The organism is Polaribacter aquimarinus (genome assembly GCF_003129485.1).
Taxonomy (GTDB): Bacteria; Bacteroidota; Bacteroidia; order Flavobacteriales; family Flavobacteriaceae; genus Polaribacter; species Polaribacter aquimarinus.
Genome location: NZ_QFFG01000006.1, coordinates 90,785 through 106,850 on the forward strand (window position 1 = coordinate 90,785; position 16,066 = coordinate 106,850).

Here is a 16,066-nt window from a genome sequence, read left to right on the forward strand (position 1 = left end):
TGTTTACAAATATGACAAAAAATTAAGAATAATGAAAACTACCAAAATTTGATTTCTTATTTTAGCTTTTAAATAGATAGTTAAATGAACATTAAAAAACATATTCCTAATTTATTAACACTAGGTAATTTATTTTCTGGAACTGTTGCTACGATTTATGCAGTAGAAGGTAGTTTGGAAATGGCTGCATTATTTGTAGTTATTGGAATTTTGTTTGATTTTTTAGATGGATTTACTGCACGTATATTAAATGTTTCTGGAGAATTAGGGAAACAATTAGATTCTTTAGCAGATATGGTTACTAGTGGAGTTGTTCCAGGAATTATTATGTTTAGAATGATTGAACAAAGTAATATTAAATTTACTGATGGTGGATTTGATGAAGACTTGGTTATACCTCTGTTTGGAATGGATGAATATTTGCCAAATGTCATATATTTAATAGGTTTACTACTTACTTTAGGTGCTTGTTACAGACTTGCAAAGTTTAATATAGATTTTAGACAATCTGATTCTTTTATTGGTTTACCAACACCAGCAATGAGTTTGTTTGTTATTTCTTTGCCTTTAATTTTAGAGTATTCTGATTTTGAAATTGTACATCAATTAATAACTAATAATTACTTTTTAATTATTGTTACAGTATTATTAACTTACTTAATGAATGCAGAAATCCCTCTGTTTTCATTGAAATTTAAAGATTATGCTGTGAAAAATAATGTAATAAAATACTTGTTTTTAATTATATCATTGTTGATGATTATCTTTTTGCAATATATATCTATTCCATTAATTATTATTCTTTATGTGGTTTTATCAGTAATATCAAATTATGGAACTAAAGTCTCAATTTAAGTCGATTAGAAGTTTTATTGGTGCTAAAGACTTTGAAGAATCTAGCAATTTTTATAAAGATTTAGGTTTTTTAGAAACTGTTTTATCAACAAACATGTCAGTTTTTAAGGTTGATGAAAAATTAAGTTTTTATCTACAAAAAGCATATGTTAAAGATTGGGTAGATAATTCGATGTTATTTTTGGAAGTTGATAATTTAGAAAATTATTTAACAGCGTTAAAATCTAAAGAGCTTACAAAGAAATATTTTAATGTTAAATTATCTGAAATTGTAGTTAATAAGTGGGGAAAAGAGTTCTTTTTACACGACCCTTCTGGAGTTCTTTGGCATATAGGTTCTTTTTATTGAAAAACTTTTTTTCTTTTCAATTCAAAATCTTTACCTAAATATACTTTACGAACCATTTCATCAGCAGCTAAATCTTCTGGAGTACCGCTTTTTAAAATACTTCCTTGGTACATTAAATAGGTTTTATCAGTAATGGCTAAAGTGGCTTGTACATCATGATCGGTAATTAAAATACCTATATTTTTATTTTTAAGTTTTGCAACAATACTTTGAATATCTTCTACAGCGATTGGATCTACACCAGCAAAAGGTTCGTCTAATAAAATAAAATTTGGATCAGAAGCTAAACAACGTGCAATTTCAGTTCTACGTCTTTCTCCTCCAGATAATAAATCTCCTCTATTTTTACGAACATGTCCAATATTAAATTCTTCAATTAAAGATTCTAACTTTATCTTTTGTTCTTTTTTTGATAGACCTGTAAATTGTAAAACCGACATAATATTGTCTTCAACCGATAATTTTCTAAAAACGGAAGCTTCCTGTGCTAAATATCCAATACCTTTTTGAGCACGTTTATACATAGCATCTTCTGTAATTTCTTCATCATTTAAGAAAATCTTACCATGATTAGGTTTAATCATTCCAACAATCATATAGAAAGAAGTTGTTTTTCCAGCTCCATTAGGTCCTAAAAGTCCAATAATTTCACCCTGCTGGACTTCTAAAGAAATACCTTTTACCACTTTTCTACTCCCGTAGATTTTTTGAATATTATCTGCTCTTAAAATCATAAATCAAATATAGTAAATGATTGAAGTTGAAGTCTTAAATATATTATAAATTACTTTCTTCTAAAGCCTCCCAATATTCAACAGCCCTTCTTAAATGAGGAATCATAATGGTTCCACCAATTAAGTTAGCGATAGACATGGTTTCCATCATTTCTTCTTTTGTAACCCCGTTTTTCATTGCTGCTTCTAAATGATATTGTACACAATCATCACATCTTAATACAGCAGAAGCTACCAAACCTAAAAGCTCTTTTGTTTTTACTGGTAAATGACCTTCTTTAAAGGCATTTGTATCTAAATTGAAGATTCTTTTAATTACTTTGTTATCAGAATCTAAAATTTTATCGTTCATTTTTTCACGATATTCTTTAAACTCTTGGACTTTTTTGTGCATCTTTTTGTTGTTTTTTTATTACTCTTTTCGAAACAGTAATTCCAATTTCATATAAAATTAGTATTGGAATAGCTACAATTACTTGACTCGCAATATCTGGAGGAGTTATAATAGCAGCTAAAATTAATACAACTACTAAAGCGTGTTTTCTATATTTTTTTAGAAATTCAGGTGTAATTAATCCAATTTTTGTTAAAAAATAAATCAAAACAGGTAACTCAAATAATATTGAAACTCCTAATAACATATTGGTTATTAGACCAATATGTGATTGTAATGTGAAACTATTTACAATACTTTCAGATATTTGATAATTGTACAAAAAATGTACTGAAATAGGAGCAATTACATAGAAACTAAATAATAAACCTATAAAAAATAAAAATGAAGCTGTAAAAATAAATCCTTTTGATTTACTCACTTCTTTTTCTGTTAGACCAGGAGCTACAAATCGCCAAATTTCCCATAATAAATAAGGAAAAGAAACAATTACGCCTAATATTAATGAAGACCAAATAGAATTCATTAATTGCGAGGTTACTTTAATACTTTGTAGTTTTTTATCAGCAAATGTTACATTACAAAAATCACTCTCGAGCCCAAATAAATTAAAAAAGTCACAAAAAACTTGATAAGTAATAAAATCAGGTTTAATATGAGCTAATAAGAAATTGTCATATACCTCTTCAGCAAACACAAAAAATACAATTGCTAAAATAAATATTGCTGATGCACCTCTTACTAAATGCCACCTTAATTCTTCTAAATGTCCTAAAAAGGACATTTCTTTTTGTTTTTCTGCCATTAGAAAATACCTTCTTTAATTAGATCATGCAAATGTACAACACCTACGTATTTATTTTTGTTATTAATAACCAGCATTTGAGTAATGCTGTTTTTTTCCATAATTTGAAGCGCATCAATAGCCATAGCGTTTTTATGAATCGTTTTAGGGTTATTACCCATAATATCTTTTGCTGTAAACTTAGAGATTTGAGTCGTTTTAGAAAGCATTCTTCTAATATCTCCATCTGTAATGATGCCTACTAATTTTTCTTTATTCATAACAGCTGTGACTCCTAATCTTTTTTCTGAAATTTCTATAATAACTTTGGCTATACTGTCAGATTCATTAACTTTTGGAATTTGATTATTTTTAATCAAATCAGAAACTCTTAAATATAATTTTTTTCCTAAAGCACCTCCTGGGTGATATTTAGCAAAGTCTTTGCTTGTAAAACCTTTTAGCTCTAATAAGCAAACTGCAAGTGCATCACCTAAAACTAATTGTGCAGTTGTACTTGTTGTTGGAGCTAGATTATTTGGACAAGCTTCTTGTTCTACATAAGCATTTATAGTAAAATCGGCATGTTCTCCTAAATAAGAATCAACATTACCAGTAATGGCTACAATTTTATTTCCATAATTTTTTATTAAAGGAACTAGAACTTTTATTTCTGGAGTATTACCGCTTTTAGAGATACAGATTACAACATCATCGGTTTGAACATTTCCTAAATCACCATGAATAGCATCTGCAGCATGCATAAATATAGCAGGAGTTCCGGTAGAATTAAAAGTAGCTACAATTTTGGCGCCAATATTTGCACTTTTTCCAATTCCGGTTAAAATTACTCTTCCTTTAGAATTTAAAATAAAATTTACTGCTTTTTCAAAGTCAGCATCAATTAAATTTGCCAAATTAGCAATAGCATTACTTTCAATTAAGATTGTTTTTTTAGCGGTTTTTATAATTGAGTTTGTCTTTTTCAATAGTTTTATATTTTATCAGAACAAAAAAAAGTTATATCTTTAGTTTAAGAAACAAGCAAATTTACTATAAAAAATAGTTAGAACAAATATTTAATAGGTTTGTGTTTGTTTTGAATGTTAAACAAATATTTTACATAAATGGATTTATACAATCCTCTTAAAAAGTTTTTTGGATTTACAAAATTTAAAGGCTTACAAGAAGAAGTAATTAAAAGTATTGTTAATGGTGATAATACTTTTGTTATAATGCCTACAGGTGGAGGGAAATCTCTTTGTTACCAACTGCCTGCCTTAATGCAAGAAGGAACAGCAATAGTGGTTTCTCCTCTAATTGCTTTAATGAAAAATCAAGTAGATGCAATCCGAGGTATATCTGAAAACAATGGTGTTGCACATGTTTTAAATTCGTCTTTAAATAAAACTGAAATTGCTCAAGTAAAAGATGATATTAATAATGGTATTACTAAATTATTATACGTAGCTCCTGAATCTTTAATAAAAGAAGAGTATGTAACTTTTTTAAGAACTCAAAAAATATCTTTTGTAGCCATAGATGAGGCACATTGTATTTCTGAATGGGGTCATGATTTTAGACCCGAATATAGAAATCTAAAACATATTATTAAAGCTATTGATAATGTACCTGTTATATGTTTAACAGCTACAGCTACCGAAAAAGTGCAAGAAGATATTTTAAAAACACTTGGTATTTCTGATGCAAACAGATTTAAAGCTTCCTTTAATAGAGCTAACTTATTTTATGAAGTTAGACCAAAAACAAAAGAAGTTGAAAAAGATATTATCCGTTTTGTTAAACAAAGAATAGGTAAATCAGGTATTATTTATTGTTTAAGCCGTAAAAAAGTTGAAGAGATAGCCCAAATATTGCAAGTAAACGGAATAAAGGCTGTTCCTTATCATGCTGGATTAGATGCTAAAACACGAGTTAAACATCAGGATATGTTTTTGATGGAAGACTGTGATGTTGTGGTCGCTACAATTGCTTTTGGAATGGGGATAGATAAACCAGATGTGCGATATGTTATTCATCACGATATTCCCAAAAGTTTAGAATCTTATTACCAAGAAACAGGAAGAGCTGGAAGAGATGATGGAGAAGGATATTGTTTGGCTTTTTATGCTTACAAAGACATTGAAAAGTTAGAGAAATTTATGGCAAGTAAACCCGTGGCAGAACAAGAAATTGGTCATGCTTTATTGCAAGAAGTTGTGGGTTACGCAGAAACCTCTATGAATAGACGTAAATACCTATTGCATTATTTTGGTGAAGAATTTGATGAAAAGAATGGTGAAGGTGCTGATATGGATGATAACTCTAGGAATCCTAAGAAAAAACACGAAGCAAAAGATGATGTTCAAACTTTATTAAGGGTAATTAAAGATACATTACAAAAATATAAAGCAAAAGAAGTAGTTAATACACTCATTGGCAAAGAAAATGCGCTTTTAACTTCGCACAAAACCCACTTACAACCTTTTTTTGGCATTGGTAAAGATAAATCTGCTTCTTATTGGATGGCATTAATTAGACAGGTTTTAGTTATTAATCTTATAAAAAAAGAAATTGAGCAATACGGTGTTGTAAAATTGACAAAAGCAGGAGAGGAGTTTATAGAGAATCCAACTTCTTTTATGATGACAGAAGATCATGAGTATAATGAAGAAAATGATAATTCGATTATTACTAATTCGAAATCTGCTGGAGGAGCAGCTGATGAAAAATTAGTAAAACTCTTAAAAGATTTGCGTAAAAAAGTTGCAACAAGACAGGGAGTTCCGCCTTTTGCAGTTTTCCAAGATCCTTCGATAGATGATATGGCTTTAAAATATCCAATAAATTTAGAAGAACTATCTAAAGTTCATGGTGTTGGTGAAGGTAAAGCAAGAAAATTTGGAAAAGATTTTGTGAAATTAATTTCTGATTATGTTGAAGAAAATGAAATTCTAAGACCTGATGATTTAATTGTAAAAAGTACTGGAGTTAATTCAGGGTTAAAACTTTTTATCATTCAAAATACTGATAAAAAACTTCCTTTAGATGATATTGCTAAATCAAAAGGGCTGGAAATGAATGAATTAATTAAAGAAATGGAGGTTATCATTTTTTCTGGCACAAAAATTAATATAGATTACGCTTTAGATGATATTTTAGATGAAGATCAACAAGAAGAAATTCATGAATATTTTATGGAGTCTGAATCTGATGATATTCAAGAAGCATTAGATGAGTTTGATGGTGATTATGATGAAGATGAATTGCGACTTATGCGTATTAAGTTCATTAATGAAGTAGCAAATTAAAACTGATATTTCATATCAATAGCATATTTTACCAATTCGTTTCCAGAAGATAAATCTAATTTTCGTATCATATTTTTTCTGTGAGTATCTACCGTAGTTTTTGCTATAAATAAAGTTTCAGCGATGTCTCTTGAGGTTTTACCTTCTGCGATTAAATTTAAGATTTCTTTTTCTCTATTAGACAATACTACTTTATCAGATTTTCCAATAGTAACATTATCATCGATATAATCATTCATAAAATTAAAAGCTACATTTGGGTCAAAGAAAGTTTCTCCACTAGCTACAGTTATAATGGCTTTCGATAACATTTTAATTCCCGAATTTTTTAGGATATACCCAGTAGCCCCAGCAACTAACATTTGTTTAATTGCATCGGGTTGATCAAACATCGTCATAGCCAAAATATTAATATGAGGTAATTTCTTTTTGATGATTTTTGTAGCTTGTATACCATCCATAATTGGCATTCTTATATCGGTAATTACTAGTTTAGGTTGCTTTAAAGAAACTAATTTCACCAATTCTTCACCATTATTAACAGACCCAATAATTGAGATATCTTCATCATATTCAAAAAACGATTTTACACCGTCAATTAGCATTTGATGATCCTCTGCCATTATAATTGTTATCATAGTTTATTTTTAATAAAAATACTATTTTAAATGAATATAAATATACCTACAATTAAGGAGTTAAATAATTGGGATATCAATAATTATAGAACTCCCTTTTCCAATAGTTGAATCTACTGTAAAAGAACCTTTTAAATGCTTAATTCTAGTTTTAATAGAATTTATTCCTATTCCATTTTCTGATTTTATTTTACTGGCATTAAAACCTGTACCATTATCTTCTACAATAACATTTAAATTTTTATCATACAACGAAATATTAATAGAAGCTTTTGTTGCATTTGCATGTTTAATGATGTTTGTTATAAGTTCTTGAATAATTCTAAAGACAGTTATTTCTAAACTGTTTTCTAAACGTTTATCTAGCCCATAATCAATTACTTCGATATGAATTTTATCAGCAGAAGATATTTTTTTTGCCATCATTTGTATAGCAACCAATAAACCTTGATTAGCAATAACTCCAGCATTTTTAGCATGTGCAATTCTACGTACTTTTAAATACGCCTCATCAATTAAGTTTTCGGTTTTATCAAATAATTTATCCTGATCTATTTTCTTTTTGTTTTTATTAATTTTTAAATTTTCAAAATGTAATTTTAGAGTGGCTAAAACAGAACCTAAATTATCATGTAAATCTTCTGCAATTCTTTTGCGTTCTTTTTCTTGACCGTCTACCATGGCATTTATGGTTGTAATTTCTTGTTCTTTAATTAAAGTAAGATTTTTTTGTGTTTCTAGTGCTTTTTGTTGCTCTGCAAGTTTTCTTTTTCTTTTAGAGTTTTGTAGGGTTAGTGTTGCAATTGTTCCTCCTAAGGCTATAAATAGAACTGAACCTATTAATAGGTTTCTGTTTTGTTTATTATTTTGTCTTTCTATTAAAATTTCTTTTTCTTTTTCAGCAGTTTTATATTTTTTATCTAGTTTGGCAATTTCAGATATATTATTCTTATAATCCAATTTTGCTAATTGGATACTAGATTCTTTAAGGTAATCATAAGCTCTTCTATATTTTTTCCTGTCATAATAAATAAATGATTTGTATATGTTAAGATAGTATTCAGAACTCAAAGAATCCGAATCGTTAATATGTTTAGCGGCATGATCTAATTGTTTTTCTGATTCTAAATAATTATTATTTTTTCTATAAAGTTCCGATAAATGTATGTGTGATCTAAAAAGAATATGTTCCAAATAAAAATGCTTTTTTGAAATATTAATTGCTTTTTGAAACATGATTCTTGATTCATTCGTTTTGTTGTCTAACTTCAATAAAATACCTAAGGAAGAATAATAATCTGCGTAAAATGGATGATTTTCATCAAAATTACTCATGATTTTTGAAAAACTTTTCAAAAAGCCTTTGTTTAGATTAACATTGTCCGTAACTGATCTAAGTTTAAGATGAATAAAATGAAGGTAGTAGTAGTAATTATCCGCAGGAATTAAGCTGTTTTTTTTTAATTCATTTAAATAAAATAAACACTCGTTATTAGATTTGTAAATTTCATTATAGTATACATCCAATATTGCAACTAATGTTAATCTTAGTAAAAGAGTATTTTTGTTTTTTTTAGCTAAAACATATGCTTCACTAAATAACTCAAACGATTTTATATCATATGGTGTGGTATATAAATAATAATAACCCCTAGAAATTAGATATATTATTTTGGTATCATTTTTTTTAGGGATTATAACATTTTTTAAAGTAAACCTTTTTTGACCAGCATAAAACTTTATTTTAACTAAATCTAAACAAAGAATTTTTAATTCTTCATTTTTAATAGATAGAGCTTTTTCTGTTGCTTTATCATAATTTAAATTGTAAACTTCTATTAAAAAATTATTAAATATATCTTTTTCTTCGTATTTGCCTTTAAAAGAAAACAAAAAAAATGGTATTAAAACAAAAAAGATATATTTCATGAATTAAATTATTTTATTTCTTGACCTTGGACATCTAGGTGTACCTAAACTAATCAATCCAGCAGAGTATTGGTTATCATCAATATTTACTTCAATTTGTCTCTCTTGAGAGGCTATGTTAACGTTTCCTTGTGAATCTTCATTAATACCATCTCTGTAAAAAAACTCTTCATCAAAAATACCATTTTCAAAGTTAACACCTTGGGGATGCATCTTTGAGAGTTTTCTATCAACAAATAAATATGAATTATTTTTTGGAAAAGGATGGTTCTCATCACAACAATGCACATCCGCTTCATCTTTATCTAATGCTTTTAATGTAATCTTTAACGTACCTCCCAAAGAAATGTCATCTGCATCAAATTCTTTTATAAATGAAGCATTTTCGATACCAATATTTATGAGACCTTTGTAGTTTATTATTTTTAATTTTATTTCTTTTACATAATAATTGTTTTCATCTTCAGTAGTTTTAAAATTTGCGTAGACTATAAAAAATGTACCATATGATTGACTTGAATAGATGGCTTGATAATAATCTTGAGGTTGATGTTTAGTTGAAAAATTGATGTGATTGATAAGTTTCATATTTGCTTATTTAATTAATAATTTATACTGGTGATTGGACGAATCCATAGCTACAATCTCTAGAATCAGTATCCAGAGGTTTACATAACTTTTTTAGTTCAGCTTCTATTTGGTATGCATTAAAATTAGGATATTTTTGATAAAGTAATGCAACAATTCCTGTTACAAAAGCAGTTGCCATACTAGTACCAGAATCATTTTTAAATTGCTTTTGAGGGTCTCCTGTTATAGACCAAGAAGAAAAAATAATTTCTGCAGGTGCAGCAAAATCAATCTTTTGGTTTCTTTTGGCCCTATTAGAAAAATTCGATATTTTCATTTTTTCACTAATACCAGTAACAGACAAAGATGTTGGACAGCTGGCAGGAGATCCAGCAGAAATTTTTATTCCAGATTCTCTATCACTATCATTTCCAACTCCAGAAATACATAATATATTTTTGTTTTTACATTTCCTAATTACTCGTTCGAATACAGTGTTGTATATTTCATGCCTTTTATTTTCTTGAGAAAAAGCTAAACATATAACATTACATTCTTCTTTCATTGCCCAATAAAAACCCTGTAATACATTAAACTGTGAAATATTTATTGATGAATCAGTAACTTTACAGGCATATATTTTTGCTTTCGTAGCAACTCCATACCTTTTATTATTATTGATTCCTCCACATGCTATTCCAGCAATATGTGTTCCATGCCCAACAAAATCTTGCGCAGTATCACTTACAACTGATGTAGGAATAACTCTTCCACTAAAATCTTGATGTTCTAAATCTATTCCAGAATCTAAAATTGCTACTTTTATATTATCACCATCTAGAGAGTTTTGTTCATTGCTTAAGTTAAGTGATTCTATCCCCCAATTACTCGAGACTTCTACATCAGTAAGATTAGGTGAAAGTTTCATAAAAGCTTCTTCTAAAATTTTTGCTCTTATAGATATAGCTTTTGATTTATTAGATAATAAGTTCGAATTTAAATAAGCAATTTTTAAATTCTTAAAGTAAATTACAAATTGAGAATATTCATTTAAATCTTTTATAAATCCGTTATCATGAAAAACTTCTTCATAAATGATAATGTTTTTAGTTATTTCATTTTTTATTTTATTGATGTTAATTGAATGTTTTGAGTAATTCTCAAAAAATAAAAATTTCCATTGATTCATTAGCAAATAAACTTTAGTTCAAATATAAAAACTAATTTTATTAATTATATACCTACAAATAAGTATATTATCTTCCTAAAAATACACAAAAAATTAAAGTGTAGCAATTGTAAGTAGTACCCCTAAAAGGATTGCAATAAACTTTTGCAGGTTAAATTTATGGTTTTCAGTACTTTCAAAAAGAATGATGGTGGAAATATGTAAGAAAACACCTATTATAAATGATGTAATTTCAGTAGCATAAGTTGTAAAAAAGCTAATTCTATCGCCTAATAATACACCAAAAGGACTCATTAAAGCGAAAGTAACTAAAAATGTAAAGACTATTTTTTTAGAATATTTGCTATGAATTAAGAAAGTAGTTAGTACAATAGCAATCGGAATTTTGTGAACCACAATTGCCCATAATAAATTATCGCCAGTGTTATGAATGGGTAATCCTTCTGAAAAGGCATGAAAACATAAGCTAATAAATAATAATGAAGGAAATTTAGTTCCATCCGAATGGATATGAATATGTCCGTGTTCTGCTCCTTTAGAAAACGATTCTAAAATAGATTGAATGATAATCCCAATTAAAATAAATACACCTATTTTTTTATAATCCGTAGTTTCTTGATATACTTCTGGTAATAAATGTAATATAGTAACGGATAGAAGGTAAGCACCACTAAAAGCTAATAATAGCCTTACAATACTTTTCTTCGGTTTTAAAATAAAAACTAAGAATGCGCCTAAAAAAACTGATGCTATTAGTAAGATGTAACTCATTTTGCAACTAAAATTAAACGATCTGATCTTCTAGCTGAAAAGTTATTTAAGTGATAATCTCCAAAAACATCGCAAACTTTAAAGCCAACTTTAGTAAAGAAAGAAGTCATTTTTTCTAAATCTAAATACTTTACTTTTTCTGTATAAGAATGATTGTTTCCATCAGCAAAAAAAGAAATGTGTTTTAGAATAAAACCATTAGTAATTTCTCTTTTAATATGGAAAGTTATGTTATCTACAATTTTAGTTTCTTCAGCAACTAAGTTTAATTTCACTTTTTCAGCATTTAAAAAATCAAAGACAAAATAGCCTTCTGTATTTAAGCCATTTTTTATATTTTGTAGAATTTGAATATCTTCTTCATCATTATCAAAATAACCAAAACTTGTAAATAAATTAAAAACCGCATCATACTTATTATTAAAAGGTTTACGCATATCATGAACTTTAAATTTTAAAGTGTCATTCTCGAAATTTTTAGCTAATTGAATACTGTTTTCAGCTAAATCTCCGCCGGTAACTTTATAACCTAAAGAATTTAAAAAAACTGAGTGACGGCCTTTTCCACATGGCAAATCTAAAATATGTGTAGTTTTTGGTAAATCTAAAAATGCAGTTATATTTTTCATAAATAACTGTGCATCTTCATCATTTCTATCCTTATATAAAATATGATAGTAAGAAGTATTAAACCAATCTGTAAACCAATCTTTTTGTTTCTTAAGTGAGTTATTCAATTAATATTTTACTTTTAAATTTTTGATAATTATTCGCAATGACTTCAATAATATACAATCCGCTTTCTAAAAAATTAGTGCTTATTTCTAATGAGTTTGAATTTGGCTTGTATTGCTTGTTAAAGTTTTTTTTGCCATTCACATCAAAAATTGTCACTTCAATTACAGAAAAATTATTTTTTTGCAAATTTAAAGTTATTTTCTCTTTTGAAGGATTAGGATAGATATTTTTTACAATTAATGAAAGATTTTTTTGGTTTGATAAAGTTGAGGTGTCATAAGTAAAAATGCCTTGTCCTAATGTTCCCGCATATAAACTTGTTCCATCTTTAGAAAAAACTAAACTTGTAATAGCTCTATTAGATAATCCAGAATTTACAATATTCCAACTTTTACCTCCGTCTATCGACATATGTATCCCGTTTTTAATGTCCCCAGCTACAATATTATTTTTATTGGTAGGGTTTACAGCAATAGCGGTTAATAATTTATTAGAAGATCCTTCTAATAATTGTTCCCAAGAGATGCCATTATTACTAGATCTGTAAACACCATTACTTTTAGTTGCAACGTAAATAACAGCATTGTTTTCTGCTAAAGCAATTCCAAAAACACTTTTACCCGGCAAATTTAAACCAATAGGGCTCCATGTAGTTCCTCCATTTGTAGAGTGGTAAATTCCAGAACCTACAGATTCTCTTAATCCAATGTAAATATTATTCTCATCAGTAGAGTTTACAGCCATAGCCGTAATATTTAAATTGGTGTTAGGTATAGAAGTTTGATGACCAACTTGAGACCAATTTTCTCCACTATCTATGGATTTATATACTCCATAACTATTTTGAAAATTTGATTTTGAAGGATTATTATAGAATTGTTGATATGCAAAACCAGCATATATAGTTGAGGGGTTACTTGGACTTATAACAATTTCTTTGACACCGTGTCTGTCTGTAAAAGCACCAGCACTTGCATTCGGATGGTTAAACTTTTGAACCCAATTCTGTCCTCCATCTGTACTTTTTAAAATTAATCCTTCATGCTCATCTGTTATAAACATTATGTTATTATTAGAGGGGTGTATAGCTGCAGAATACCATTCTGCAACCCCGCCAGCATCACCAAAGTAAAGACCTGTATAGGAAGCACCATTATTATCAGATCTAAATGGCCCACTTCGACCAACTGTTAAAAAAGATTTTGAATTTTGATTATCGATAGCAATTTTATGAACAGTAGCACCTGTATAACCAGTACCTAATACATTCCAAGTTTGGGCTCCATCAGTAGATTTAAAAATTCCACCTCCATAATTAGCAGCAAAAATAGTATTTGCATCCTCTTTATCTATTACAATCTCAATAGGAACACCAGCTCTAATTCCTTTAGGTCCCCAAGGCAAAGGAGCGCCATTTACGCCTCCTCTATAACCAGACCAATTAACACCTGCATCAGTACTTTTAAAAAAAGCATAAGCACTAGCAGCATAGACAATATTGTTATTTGATGGAGCAATCTTTACGGTATTAAAAATTTTTTCTGAATAACCTGGTAAAATCATTTCTGTTGGGGCAATTACTTGAGTCCAAGAGTTTCCAAAATCAATAGATTTAAATACGCCACCAGAAATTGAAGGATTCATATTCACTTCAGCATTATTACCAGTTGCAGCATAAATTAAATTAGGGCTATTACCCGCATCAGTCATTCCTCCGATAAATAAACTACCAGTGATTCCAGAGTTCGATTCTACCCAGTTAGTACCTCCGTCTATAGATTTTATAATGCCAACTCCAGAAGTATTATTTGCTTCTCTATCAAAAATACCAGTAGAAACGGTAAGAATATTTGCATTATTTCCGTTAATACAAAGCCATCTAGCTAAACTATCTCCTTCCCAAATTTTCATCCAATTTTCACCTCCATCAATGGTTTTGTAAATAATACCTTTAACCTTTTCAAATTCATTTCCTTGATTTCCAGTAGGAACTTCACCACTCGCATAAACAATGTTAGAGTTCCCGTTGATAACACTAATTTCTCTAAAAACTATATTAGTTTCAGTAATTCCATTATTTTTTTTTGTCCAATTTTCTGCGCTGTCAGTAGATATGTAAATTCCACTATCATACTGAGTTCCAGCCCAAATTGTAGTGGGATTGTTTTGATCAATTCCAATTACAAATACGGGGATTTTGTCGTTTGAAATTCCAGATCTTGAAGTAATTCCATTATTTTTTTGCACCCATGTCTCTCCACCATCAACACTTTTATGTACACCGCTAAATGCATCTGTTATATAAATAATTTGATTATTAGTAGGATGTATTTTAATATTATAGCCCAACCCGCCAATAGGACCTCCAGTTTTATTCCATTGTTGTGCAAAAATTAATGAACAACAAAAGAATAACAATAGTGTTAATTTTGTTTTCATAATAAAAAAGAATTTGATTGTTTGCATACAAGTTACAAAAAAACGACTATTATTTTCTGAATTGAACTACATTTGTTGCATTATTAGTTTGGTTATTTATGAATAAAGATTTTAAAATGGTTGCCACTACACTTTTTGGTTTAGAAAGTGTTTTAGCAAACGAATTAAAGAAATTAGGTGCACAAGATGTAAAAGAGGCAGTTAGAAGTGTTTCTTTTAGAGGAGATAAAGGTTTTATGTACAAAGCCAATATTGCTTTAAGAACCGCTGTTCGTATCCTAAAACCGATTAAGACCTGTAAAGTTTATGATGAAGAAGATTTGTATGAGGCGATTCAAAAAATAAAATGGGAAAAATATCTAGATGCAGAGGGTACTTTTGCAATTGGAGCAGTAGTTAATTCTAAGAATTTCACCTCCAATTCCCATTATATTTCTTTAAAATCAAAAGATGCTATTGCTGATTATTTTAGGCATAAATATCATAAAAGACCAAATGTTGATTTAAAATATCCAGACGTAAAAATTCATGTGCATATTCAGAAAGATTGGCTAACCGTTTCTTTAGATTCCTCAGGAGATTCTTTACATAAAAGGGGGTATAGAACTGCCACAAACATTGCTCCAATAAATGAAGTTTTAGCGGCAGGAATGATTCTTTTATCTGGGTATACAGGTGATGAAAATTTTATAGATCCCATGTGTGGTTCTGGTACCATTTTAATTGAGGCTGCAATGATTGCTAACAATATTCCAGCCAACATCAACAGAAAGCTTTTTGCTTTTGAGCATTGGAAAGATTATGATGAAGGTTTGTATTTTACCATACAAGATGCATTGTTAAAGAAAATACGTTCATCACACTTTAAAATTATGGGCTTTGATAAAGCACCATCAGCAGTTCAAAAAGCAAAAGCGAATATTGTATCTGCCAATCTAGAAGAATTTGTTGGTGTACATCACGTTAATTTTTTTAACTCCACCAAAGAAGTTTTTGGAAATACTACAATTTTATTCAATCCACCTTATGGTGAGCGTTTGAATATTAATGTGGATGAATTTTATAAAAAAATAGGGGATACCTTAAAACATAATTACTCAGGTTCTACAGCATGGTTAATTACCTCAGATACAGATGCTTTAAAGTCTGTAGGATTACGAACTTCTAAAAGAATTGCGCTTAAAAATGCAGATTTAGATTGTAAGTTTGTCAAATACGAATTGTACGAAGGCACTCGTAAAATTAAACCTCGTAAAGAAGATTCTGATGACTAGAACGTTCGTCTTTTTTATACTTTGTAGAAATCTAAATCTTTTTCAAAAGTTTTGTTTATCAAACTAAGAATAAATCTAGTGAATTTTACGT

At 28.7% G+C, this 16,066-nt stretch carries 15 protein-coding genes; 4 read left to right on the forward strand and 11 right to left on the reverse strand.

The features are described from left to right. The first annotated feature begins 84 nt into the window (after nucleotides 1-84). A complete protein-coding gene (locus DIS07_RS12865; RefSeq protein ID WP_181374603.1) occupies nucleotides 85-855 on the forward strand; it encodes a CDP-alcohol phosphatidyltransferase family protein in 771 nt (256 codons plus the stop codon). Further along, nucleotides 833-1,204 (forward strand): VOC family protein, encoded by a 372-nt coding sequence (locus DIS07_RS12870; protein ID WP_109405666.1) that lies wholly within the window; start codon nucleotides 833-835, stop codon nucleotides 1,202-1,204. The genes DIS07_RS12865 and DIS07_RS12870 overlap by 23 nt, the downstream gene beginning before the upstream one ends. On the opposite strand, the gene lptB is transcribed toward DIS07_RS12870, so the two are convergent. The 4 genes from lptB to DIS07_RS12890 are packed head-to-tail and all read right to left on the reverse strand — an operon-like array spanning nucleotide 1,198 to nucleotide 4,105. Then, complete coding sequence (lptB, locus tag DIS07_RS12875; RefSeq protein WP_109405667.1) at nucleotides 1,198-1,938, reverse strand: LPS export ABC transporter ATP-binding protein; 741 nt, start codon at nucleotides 1,936-1,938, stop codon at nucleotides 1,198-1,200. The genes DIS07_RS12870 and lptB overlap by 7 nt on opposite strands. Before the next feature lie 43 nt (nucleotides 1,939-1,981). Continuing rightward, nucleotides 1,982-2,332 (reverse strand): carboxymuconolactone decarboxylase family protein, encoded by a 351-nt coding sequence (locus tag DIS07_RS12880; protein WP_109405668.1) that lies wholly within the window; start codon nucleotides 2,330-2,332, stop codon nucleotides 1,982-1,984. After that, on the reverse strand, nucleotides 2,307-3,137 hold the full coding sequence (gene tatC, locus DIS07_RS12885) for a twin-arginine translocase subunit TatC (protein ID WP_109405669.1): 831 nt from the start codon (nucleotides 3,135-3,137) through the stop codon (nucleotides 2,307-2,309). Before tatC ends, DIS07_RS12880 begins: the two co-directional genes overlap by 26 nt. Further along, on the reverse strand, nucleotides 3,137-4,105 hold the full coding sequence (locus DIS07_RS12890; protein WP_109405670.1) for a KpsF/GutQ family sugar-phosphate isomerase: 969 nt from the start codon (nucleotides 4,103-4,105) through the stop codon (nucleotides 3,137-3,139). The genes tatC and DIS07_RS12890 overlap by 1 nt, the downstream gene beginning before the upstream one ends. A gap of 138 nt (nucleotides 4,106-4,243) precedes the next feature. Here DIS07_RS12890 and DIS07_RS12895 point away from each other — a divergent pair, with 138 nt between their 5' ends. Then, entirely contained in the window at nucleotides 4,244-6,427 is a 2,184-nt protein-coding gene (locus tag DIS07_RS12895; RefSeq protein WP_109405671.1) for an ATP-dependent DNA helicase RecQ, read from the forward strand. Here DIS07_RS12895 and DIS07_RS12900 read toward each other — a convergent pair. The 7 genes from DIS07_RS12900 to DIS07_RS12930 form a co-directional block, all read right to left on the reverse strand. Continuing rightward, complete coding sequence (locus tag DIS07_RS12900) at nucleotides 6,424-7,065, reverse strand: response regulator (protein WP_181374604.1); 642 nt, start codon at nucleotides 7,063-7,065, stop codon at nucleotides 6,424-6,426. The genes DIS07_RS12895 and DIS07_RS12900 overlap by 4 nt on opposite strands. Before the next feature lie 60 nt (nucleotides 7,066-7,125). Beyond that, nucleotides 7,126-8,994: an ATP-binding protein gene (locus DIS07_RS12905; RefSeq protein ID WP_109405673.1), complete on the reverse strand. Its 1,869-nt coding sequence runs from the start codon at nucleotides 8,992-8,994 to the stop codon at nucleotides 7,126-7,128. 3 nt (nucleotides 8,995-8,997) lie between these two features. Continuing rightward, nucleotides 8,998-9,582: a hypothetical protein gene (locus DIS07_RS12910; RefSeq protein WP_109405674.1), complete on the reverse strand. Its 585-nt coding sequence runs from the start codon at nucleotides 9,580-9,582 to the stop codon at nucleotides 8,998-9,000. A gap of 22 nt (nucleotides 9,583-9,604) precedes the next feature. Continuing rightward, a complete protein-coding gene (locus DIS07_RS12915; protein WP_109405675.1) occupies nucleotides 9,605-10,753 on the reverse strand; it encodes a S8 family peptidase in 1,149 nt (382 codons plus the stop codon). A 93-nt stretch (nucleotides 10,754-10,846) separates the two neighbouring features. Further along, nucleotides 10,847-11,524, reverse strand: a complete 678-nt coding sequence (locus DIS07_RS12920; RefSeq protein ID WP_109405676.1) for a ZIP family metal transporter — start codon at nucleotides 11,522-11,524, stop codon at nucleotides 10,847-10,849. Beyond that, entirely contained in the window at nucleotides 11,521-12,261 is a 741-nt protein-coding gene (locus DIS07_RS12925; RefSeq protein WP_235869146.1) for a class I SAM-dependent DNA methyltransferase, read from the reverse strand. Before DIS07_RS12925 ends, DIS07_RS12920 begins: the two co-directional genes overlap by 4 nt. Next, nucleotides 12,254-14,701 (reverse strand): T9SS type A sorting domain-containing protein, encoded by a 2,448-nt coding sequence (locus DIS07_RS12930; protein ID WP_181374605.1) that lies wholly within the window; start codon nucleotides 14,699-14,701, stop codon nucleotides 12,254-12,256. The genes DIS07_RS12925 and DIS07_RS12930 overlap by 8 nt, the downstream gene beginning before the upstream one ends. A gap of 98 nt (nucleotides 14,702-14,799) precedes the next feature. On the opposite strand from DIS07_RS12930, the gene DIS07_RS12935 reads away from it, so the two are divergent. Next, the gene (locus tag DIS07_RS12935) at nucleotides 14,800-15,975 is read left to right on the forward strand and encodes a THUMP domain-containing class I SAM-dependent RNA methyltransferase (protein WP_109405678.1); all 1,176 of its coding nucleotides are present in this window, start codon (nucleotides 14,800-14,802) and stop codon (nucleotides 15,973-15,975) included. Nucleotides 15,976-16,066 lie beyond the last annotated feature (91 nt).